This window comes from Erysipelatoclostridium sp. MSK.23.31, assembly GCF_019125875.1.
Lineage (GTDB): Bacteria > Bacillota_I > Bacilli_A > Erysipelotrichales > Coprobacillaceae > Thomasclavelia > Thomasclavelia ramosa.
In genome coordinates this window covers 22,351-30,291 of the sequence record NZ_JAHOCB010000039.1, presented here as the reverse complement: position 1 = coordinate 30,291, position 7,941 = coordinate 22,351, and the positions used below count along the sequence as shown (strand labels likewise).

11 protein-coding genes are annotated in these 7,941 nt (G+C 31.6%); 10 read left to right on the top strand and 1 reads right to left on the bottom strand.

Features of this window, described 5'->3' with window-relative positions; genetic code table 11:
* Window positions 1-67: 67 nt before the first annotated feature.
* From KSU54_RS19200 to KSU54_RS14730, 9 genes are all read left to right on the top strand, one after another.
* Window positions 68-202 (top strand): hypothetical protein, encoded by a 135-nt coding sequence (locus KSU54_RS19200; RefSeq protein ID WP_264292006.1) that lies wholly within the window; start codon window positions 68-70, stop codon window positions 200-202.
* A gap of 11 nt (window positions 203-213) precedes the next feature.
* Window positions 214-573, top strand: a complete 360-nt coding sequence (locus KSU54_RS14765; RefSeq protein ID WP_217746716.1) for a hypothetical protein — start codon at window positions 214-216, stop codon at window positions 571-573.
* Window positions 563-859 (top strand): hypothetical protein, encoded by a 297-nt coding sequence (locus KSU54_RS14760; RefSeq protein WP_217746717.1) that lies wholly within the window; start codon window positions 563-565, stop codon window positions 857-859. Before KSU54_RS14765 ends, KSU54_RS14760 begins: the two co-directional genes overlap by 11 nt.
* A complete protein-coding gene (locus tag KSU54_RS14755) occupies window positions 849-1,103 on the top strand; it encodes a hypothetical protein (RefSeq protein ID WP_217746718.1) in 255 nt (84 codons plus the stop codon). The genes KSU54_RS14760 and KSU54_RS14755 overlap by 11 nt, the downstream gene beginning before the upstream one ends.
* Entirely contained in the window at window positions 1,103-1,366 is a 264-nt protein-coding gene (locus KSU54_RS14750) for a hypothetical protein (RefSeq protein ID WP_217746719.1), read from the top strand. The genes KSU54_RS14755 and KSU54_RS14750 overlap by 1 nt, the downstream gene beginning before the upstream one ends.
* Window positions 1,356-1,937 (top strand): hypothetical protein, encoded by a 582-nt coding sequence (locus KSU54_RS14745; RefSeq protein ID WP_217746720.1) that lies wholly within the window; start codon window positions 1,356-1,358, stop codon window positions 1,935-1,937. The genes KSU54_RS14750 and KSU54_RS14745 overlap by 11 nt, the downstream gene beginning before the upstream one ends.
* Complete coding sequence (locus tag KSU54_RS14740; protein ID WP_117561830.1) at window positions 1,937-2,419, top strand: dUTP diphosphatase; 483 nt, start codon at window positions 1,937-1,939, stop codon at window positions 2,417-2,419. Before KSU54_RS14745 ends, KSU54_RS14740 begins: the two co-directional genes overlap by 1 nt.
* 128 nt (window positions 2,420-2,547) lie before the next feature.
* Complete coding sequence (locus KSU54_RS14735; protein WP_217760794.1) at window positions 2,548-4,971, top strand: phage/plasmid primase, P4 family; 2,424 nt, start codon at window positions 2,548-2,550, stop codon at window positions 4,969-4,971.
* 337 nt (window positions 4,972-5,308) lie between these two features.
* On the top strand, window positions 5,309-5,962 hold the full coding sequence (locus KSU54_RS14730; protein WP_217746722.1) for a terminase small subunit: 654 nt from the start codon (window positions 5,309-5,311) through the stop codon (window positions 5,960-5,962).
* Between the two features lie 572 nt (window positions 5,963-6,534).
* On the opposite strand, the gene KSU54_RS14725 is transcribed toward KSU54_RS14730, so the two are convergent.
* Window positions 6,535-7,233: a hypothetical protein gene (locus tag KSU54_RS14725; protein WP_117792373.1), complete on the bottom strand. Its 699-nt coding sequence runs from the start codon at window positions 7,231-7,233 to the stop codon at window positions 6,535-6,537.
* A gap of 464 nt (window positions 7,234-7,697) precedes the next feature.
* On the opposite strand from KSU54_RS14725, the gene KSU54_RS14720 reads away from it, so the two are divergent.
* Window positions 7,698-7,940 carry a helix-turn-helix domain-containing protein gene (locus tag KSU54_RS14720; protein ID WP_217746723.1) on the top strand — a complete coding sequence of 81 codons (243 nt, stop codon included), beginning with the start codon at window positions 7,698-7,700 and terminating at the stop codon, window positions 7,938-7,940.
* Window position 7,941 lies beyond the last annotated feature (1 nt).

The window sequence follows — 7,941 nt, the reverse complement described above, 5'->3', positions numbered from 1 at the left end:
AAATTGCAAACCAATTTTATAACCCGTTAAGAGTTGGAAATATAAAATAATGAGGAGGTAGCAGAAGATGATATTTAAAATAATGGATATTTTATCAATGAAAAGTAATCGTCGTTATTTTTGTAAAGAAGAAATTAAGAAAAAGAAATGTTCTAGATTAAGAAAAAGTTGTTGTATGTATAAACATATATGCAAACTGTGAGAGGCAGAAGTATGAGTAATTCAAAATATCAGGAAGCGTTAGATTATATTGTAAAAAATAGTTGTAATAAAAGAGTTGCTTGTAATGAATGTGATATACAAAATATTTGCAACTCTTCTGCAAAAAGTAGAGTTGATAATCTACAAGAATTAGTTGATAAAGCAACGCCTAAACGTCCAATTTTAAATAAGATATGGGAAGATGAAGATACAAAAAACATTTATGATGAATGTGGTCGTATAAATGAACTGCTGTGCGTATGTCCTAATTGTGGTGAAAGTGCCATATACGATTATGAATATAATAAAAGATTTAAGTATTGTTCTAATTGCGGGCAAAGGATAGATTGGAGTGATATAGATGGAAAATAAAGTAACGATTTACAAAGGTGAAGTAATGCATGATTTGAAAGCACTGTTTGATAATGCTGGTGATTATTTTAAAGATGAATATGAGCTTGTAAAACAATATATCGAACAGTTGGAACAAGCATTAGATAAAGCATGCGAAGTGATTGACGATATAACCAAAGACAACGCAACGGAATTTTGTCCAGCTACTCAATTTGATTGGCTACCAAGTAATTGCAATGAACATACATGTGAAAATGGTACTAAAGAATGTTGGAAAGAGTGGTTAAAAGAAAATGATGAATAAAAAAGAGCAATTAAAATTAGAAACAGAGTTAATTCTTTTATTAGATGAATTATGTTCTGATTGTATGTTGTATAGAGGCGTTAAGGAAAAATATGTAATAGCAAGTACGCTATTTAGAGGTAAGTTTGCATTGGGTCGTATCGTTGATTGCAACCATATCTATAAAGCGATTGAGGAGAGCGGAAAGCAATGTTTATCGCCTAGAGAAGCATTTAAAATATTTGTGGCTAAGGGGTGGATTTGATGGAAAATGAACAAGATTGGAAATTTGACAAAAAGAAAGCTAGTACAGCGTTGCAAGAGTTGTCTTGTCATGTCAATCCTTTTAGAGATGAAAATGTGGCAGAATTAGTTAGAGTTATTACTTATTGTATGGGTTTAGAAAAACAATTAGACAAAGCGTGCGAAGAATTAGAAACATTTGATATGACATTTAATGACGGTGATTTTGTTGATATAAAAAACAAAGAACAATGGAAAGGGTGGTGTAAGGAAGATGTTGAGTAAGGAAGAATATATAGAGTTGTATGTTAAGGGCGGACAAGCAATAAATGCAATATTAGAAGTACTAAATAATCTAGTTGAAGTTAAAGTTGAAATTGATGGCGAAGAGGCAATTAAAATTATTAGAGACTTCAACAAAAAATATTTTGATTTAATCAATGAACATTTTGAACCAAAAGAAAATACATCGGAATTTAAGCACTTTAAGCTACATAGTGATAGCACTTTAAAAAATCAAACTAAGAAAGAATTAATAGACTACATTAAGATGCTATATCATAATTGGGGTGTTACTGATGAGCAATTAAAAAGAATTATTGATAAAGCAAAAGAATTAAGTGATTCGAATGATGAACTAAGAGGACAATTATATTTTTGTGAGCCTTACAAGTTCGAAGATTTAAAGCCTAATATGTGGGTTTATGATGGTATTGAAAAACTTATTTGCCAAATTGGATTGATTAGCAAAAATGCAATTCATAGAGAATACGTTGATGGCACAATATCCGATAGTCCATTCGAAGAAAACCGTTTCTTTCCAGTGCAATGTGCTAATTATTTAGGAGGAATATAATGAATAAATTTAAAGAACAATTTGAGTATATAAGAAAACAACAAACTATTTTAGATACACGTATTTTAAATGGTAATGAATATCCTGAAAATAAAATGAGTATAGCTCTATTCGTTGAGCTAGGCGAGCTGATGAATGAACTTCCAACATACTTTAAACACTGGAAGAAATCGGCTGTAGACAATAAAGAAAAGGCTTTAGAGGAATATGTTGACTGTCTGCACTTTGCAGTAAGTTTACTTAATTATAACGAAATTGATATTAATTTCACGTATAATGATTGTTTTCCTGATAGTAATCCATACAGTCGTGATAATATATTCACAGAGTTAATAACGATTGCATCAATGTCGGGGTTTGATTATTCGATTAAAAAATTGTTTGCTTTAGGACATCGTTTTGGTTTTACATGGGATGAGATTTACGAAATGTATTTAAAGAAAAATAAAATAAATCACGAAAGACAAAATGGAGGATATTAGAATGTATGTATTTGTTTTACTAACAATAATTCTTTTAACGATAATCATTTGTGAGACAGTTGAAAAAATTTATATTTACAGAATGTATAAAAATTTATCCCCTGAGCAGATAGAGGCTTTTGTACGTAATGCCAAACGATAACAATGAATTTAAAGTGACCCTTGAGGCTATCAAAAACGCTACGTCATGCGTTGCGATAGCTTCTTCTGTTTGTGGACTTCCTATTAAAAATTCGGGGGATAGGTGTCCCAGTTTCTTACACAGCGGGTCGAACCCTAATTCAGTCGTCATCAACAATGATTACTGGTATTCATTTTCGGATGCTCAGGGCGGTGATGTCATTGATCTGTTGGCGCTGCACACATATGATGCTGATAGAGGTCAGGCGATAAAATTTCTTAGTGAATATACCGGCATACCATTACCTAATAGCGAGTATTCCGAAAAATGGAAAGATTACACACAAAATCTATGTAATAAAGTCGAAGCATGGCATAAAAATTTAACCGATGAACACCGTAAATATTTACATAATCGCAAAATCAACGATGAAACCATAAATAAATTAAAAATCGGGTTTAATTTCGATGAAAATCGATTAATAATTCCTATGTGGAAGAACGGATATATATGTTATTACTGCGGTAGAACGACGGGTGAGGTAACAAAAACCAATCCCAAGTATAAAAAACCGTATTTAGACGGATTCAATGAAAATGACATTTTTGGATTAGATACACTAAACCGTGATAAATCGGTACTCGTTTTAGCTGAGGGAGCGTTTGATTATTTATCGTTCTATCAGGAAAACTACGCTGTATTAAGTATGGCGGGGGGGACTTTTTCAAAAAAACAAACAAAACATATATTACAGATAGCTAAAAATTTTGACAAGGTCCTATTGACGTTCGACAACGATAAATCAGGCGGACAGTTTACAGTTTCAATGGCCAAAAAATTATTCAGCTATCACATACCGTTCATTGTATCAACACCCCCATCTAAATATAAGGATATTTCAGACTACTATCAGGATGGTGGGAATTTAGCTGCTTTAATCAACGATGCAGAGCAAGGTATTAAATCATTAGCTAAAATGTTTAAAAATAAGGAAGATTTTGAAAACTTTATAATTAATAATCGGCGTTATATAAAACGTACAGATATCATTGATATTTTTGATGTTATAATCAGGGATCAAATTTTCCCTGATGCGTCAAAAGAGTGGATCAAGGAGGTAAAATCTATGTCATTAAAACCATCAACAGACGATGAAATAGCAAAGGTCGTCATGAAAAAACATAAATTTATACATAATCCATCATTGGGGATAATGGAATACAACGGGCGATACTGGCAGTCAATAACTGATGAACAGTGTCGTAAATATATCGGTCAGGAATACAGTTCAGTACGTACATTATCTAAATTAAATTCAGTTTTAGGGTTAATCAAGGCAGATACAGTTACGGATAAAATTCCTAACGAGAAACCGCTTATAAATTTCGTTAACGGTACATTTGAAATCGAAACTGGAAATTTACGTGAGCATAACGAAAATGATTTTTTATCATATGAACTGCCTTATCCGTACAATCCAAATGCTCATTCAAGTGACTGGGATAAATTCATCAATTCAATTTTCGATGATCCCAAGAAAATCCAACTGCTTCAGGAATATTCGGGGTACGCTTTATATTCAACAAACATATTACAGTCAGCACTTTACTTAGTAGGAAATGGGGCTAATGGTAAATCAGTATATCTAAACACAATACAGCGTGTTTTTGGCGGTGCTTCGAATGTATCTAATGTAGAGCTTACAGCGTTCAATGATAAATTTCAGCTCATCTACCTGATGGGTAAACTGATAAATGTTTCTAACGAAACTAAGACAGATTCCAAGGGGGCGGAAACCAATTTCAAATCGGTTGTTGCCGGAGATCCGATTCAGGCTTGCTACAAAGGCAAGGACTTTATCCAGTTCAAGCCTCGGTGCAAATTATTCTTTGGATGTAACGAACTGCCAAAATCCCGCGATCTAACTGATGGATTTACGCGAAGAATGCTTATTTTAAAGTTTCCATTTAAATTTACAGACAACCCGGTAAATGAAAATGAACGTAGCGCAGATAGAAACATCGAAGCTAAATTACAAACACCTGAAAATCTGTCAGGTATATTCAACTGGGTATATGAGGGATATAAAAAACTAAAACATAATGGTAAGTTTACGATTCCCGATGATCAGAAGGAACAGATGGAAGAATACAAGGAGACAGCAAATCCTATCGTGCTTTTTACTAAGGAGTTCAACTGGACTATTGAAGAATTAGACAGCGACTGCAATACTGTTTATCGCGAAGTAAGCGAACTCACTAATCAGGAATTATATTCATTATATTCTTCATGGTCGGCGCGTAACGGCTATACATACAAAAGTAACATGAGAGCATTTAAGAAAGAATTTTTAAAGTGTGCTAAAGAATATAGGAATGACATAGAGGAGTATAGAAAATCGTCATACAGAGGCATCAAGCGTCATAGTTAACGACATTTATTGTCACGACATTTACCAGCGGTTCGAAATTATGACATTCATATTAAAATTATGACAATAAAATGACAATAATAAAAATATAATCGTCATGCCCTAAAACCGTTGGTATTGTAAGGTTTTTTATATATTATGACATTTATGACGTTCAATATATATATTATTAAGAAATAAATAAAAAACACTAAAAATATATATAATTACATATATATAATAATGACCCTATATGTCAACGTCATAATGTCATTTACTAATTTTAAGGAGGAAAATATGTTTATAAGAATCGATGAAAATAATGCTAAACTATTAAATTTATTAGGATGTGATAATAATGACTAGAAAACATAAACCAAGAACTAAAGAAGCACTTTTAAATAAAGCTGAATCTTTAAATATCGATGTAGACCCTGATAAACTCTATACACTAAATGATATTGCTAGAACTAAGGCAAAAATAAACGGTACTACGTCACCGATTAATCAAAACGAAACCCGTGGCGGCGAACGTTCTAATACGCCATCACTTTCTAGTATCAGTGATCCGATAAATGCTAAACTTTTAGAACACGCATTCAAATACTGGAATGTACCAATGGCTAAGAATGACGAAGAAATAGCACAACGTATTGAATTTTATTTTAACGACTGCTACAAAAATCAATTAAAACCAACTCTGGAAGGGTGCGCACTTGCAATCGGTACAACTACTCAAACATTGTATAATTGGAGTGAAAAAGATAGTAAATCGGAGTTTGATAGGTTTGACTTAGCAAAAAGAATTCGTCAATTATTGTCTGATTTTGATGCCAATTTATTAATAAACGGTAAGATGAACCCAGTGGCGTATATTTTCAGAGCAAAAAACTACTACGGCATGAAAGATCAGACCGAAAGTATCGTTAAACATGAAAATAACCTAGGTGAAACTAAAACAGCCGATGAACTTTTAGAAATAATTGAAGCTGATGTAATAGAAACGGATTAATTTCCGTTTTTTTGTACCCAAAATTTGACAGAAACGCATTAATAGGGGATTTCAGCTTAGTATTTATTTAGTGTGTGACTAAAATGGTTGTTAAATTCGCGTTTTTATTATTTTTTTGTTACTGTAGGGGCTGTTTTATGTACAAAGGCATAAAATATAGTAAGAATGTTAAACAACTCATATAGTGGCTAGGAATGATTTATATAAGTATATAAAGAAGTGTGTATTTGGCTGAATAACTATAATTTAGCGTATAAGCGTTGTTTGTGATAAATGGTTATATTTGTAGGGTAAATAAAAAACGCCGCTTATACGACGTATTTTTTAGTTATTTTATTTAGCTAATAAAAAAGATAGCTTAATAGCTATCTTCTTTTAGCACATAATGCAAATACTTTTATAAATGTTATAGGCGCTAATATTATATTAAATGCTATGTTGAACATTACTTTAATTAACCAAAGCATTAATATTTCACCCCCTTGCTTAGGGTTAAAGCGGTTTTTAGATCTATCAGGTGCAAACGGTAAAACGTTCTAATTATGTATAGTTCCATTGTTTTGTTATCGCTTTTATGCTGTAACTTCTTTAAATGTTTCTATAACTACCATTTGTTTATTTTTTGGTAGATTTTCAAAAACCAACCCCAAGGATTCTAAAGCCGTTTCATATTCGCAAGTAATACATGCCTCATAATTATATAAAGCCTGTTTTACCGCTTCTTTAAAATTATCAATATTTTCCATGGCTTCTTTGTATGATCTTTCTAATTTACTAATTAATGGTTTCGCCCTATTCTGATAACTGTTATCCTTAAAATAAGCGAAAGCAATATTGCTATAAGCAGTATATTCGCCGCTTTCGTATTTTTCCTTGTCTTTACCTTTATATATTCCGTTAATACAGAAAGCTGTTAAACAATCATACTCTTGTGACATATAATTTCTAATAAAATAGGTTTTCTTCTCATAGTCTTCGTGATCTTTTACCGTTGTTAGTTCTTCATCTGTAAACAATTTATTATTTAGTAAACTAATATATTTTTTCTTTAACTGTTCATGAGTTGGACTATTGTATCTATAGTGCAGTTCATATAAATTTGCAAAATAAACGTGGTGATTATCTTTAAAAACTAATGCAGAGTAACCAAAATACTCACCCAGATCAACTAAATAAATATCAAATCCTTTTACGTATAGTTTTTCTAAAGTAATAGTTTTTATTTCATCAATAGATAATGCTTCAATTTCTTCAATAGTTAAGTTTTCCATGTTTCTATCCTCCTGATATTCTTTATATATTTAATTGTTTATGGTATACTATGTATGTAAGGGCTATATAAGCCCCTACATATTAGCGTTTGAAGTAAGCTATCAGGTTTCTACCTTCGTAAGGTTTAAGCCCTAGAGTGTTGCACCACTCTTTGTATAGCTCTACTTCTTTTTTTATTGCCATCGTTGATCACCTCCTTTACTTTTTAAAATACTTACGGGTAAGTAATTAACTTACCACACTATTATTATACGTATAAACGAGTATTTTATCAACAATTAAAACGTATATATAAGTATAATTAAAATGTGCAATAAAAACCACTTTTATGCACCCCTAGGGGTGTTTTTTAGTGTATATATAGTATATCTGATGTCCTTTTCCACCCGAGAAATAAAAAAGACTTATAAATAAGTATTGAAAATAAACGCATAAATAAGTATAATGTATTTGAGGTGATAAAATGAAAACAAAAGGAGCAATAAAAAAGATTCTTAAACAAGAACACATGACACAAAAAGTATTGAGTGAAAAAATGGGTTATGCCAGACCAAGTAGTCTTAACACGGTGTTGAGAGCAAATAATCCAAAAATAGAAACATTAGTAAATATTATGGATGCATTGGGATATGAAGTTGTTTTAAGACCTAAAAACGGAAGCGATAAAGTATCAAGATCAGTAATATTAAACAATGAGGAGGAATAGA

What these genes read in the sequence shown, in the direction of transcription:
- KSU54_RS19200 (WP_264292006.1), top strand. Translation starts at nt 68, where the DNA reads ATGATATTTAAAATAATGGATATTTTATCAATGAAAAGTAATCGTCGT.
- KSU54_RS14765 (WP_217746716.1), top strand. Translation starts at nt 214, where the DNA reads ATGAGTAATTCAAAATATCAGGAAGCGTTAGATTATATTGTAAAAAAT.
- KSU54_RS14760 (WP_217746717.1), top strand. Translation starts at nt 563, where the DNA reads ATGGAAAATAAAGTAACGATTTACAAAGGTGAAGTAATGCATGATTTG.
- KSU54_RS14755 (WP_217746718.1), top strand. Translation starts at nt 849, where the DNA reads ATGATGAATAAAAAAGAGCAATTAAAATTAGAAACAGAGTTAATTCTT.
- KSU54_RS14750 (WP_217746719.1), top strand. Translation starts at nt 1,103, where the DNA reads ATGGAAAATGAACAAGATTGGAAATTTGACAAAAAGAAAGCTAGTACA.
- KSU54_RS14745 (WP_217746720.1), top strand. Translation starts at nt 1,356, where the DNA reads ATGTTGAGTAAGGAAGAATATATAGAGTTGTATGTTAAGGGCGGACAA.
- KSU54_RS14740 (WP_117561830.1), top strand. Translation starts at nt 1,937, where the DNA reads ATGAATAAATTTAAAGAACAATTTGAGTATATAAGAAAACAACAAACT.
- KSU54_RS14735 (WP_217760794.1), top strand. Translation starts at nt 2,548, where the DNA reads ATGCCAAACGATAACAATGAATTTAAAGTGACCCTTGAGGCTATCAAA.
- KSU54_RS14730 (WP_217746722.1), top strand. Translation starts at nt 5,309, where the DNA reads ATGACTAGAAAACATAAACCAAGAACTAAAGAAGCACTTTTAAATAAA.
- KSU54_RS14725 (WP_117792373.1), bottom strand. Translation starts at nt 7,233, where the DNA reads ATGGAAAACTTAACTATTGAAGAAATTGAAGCATTATCTATTGATGAA.
- KSU54_RS14720 (WP_217746723.1), top strand. Translation starts at nt 7,698, where the DNA reads ATGAAAACAAAAGGAGCAATAAAAAAGATTCTTAAACAAGAACACATG.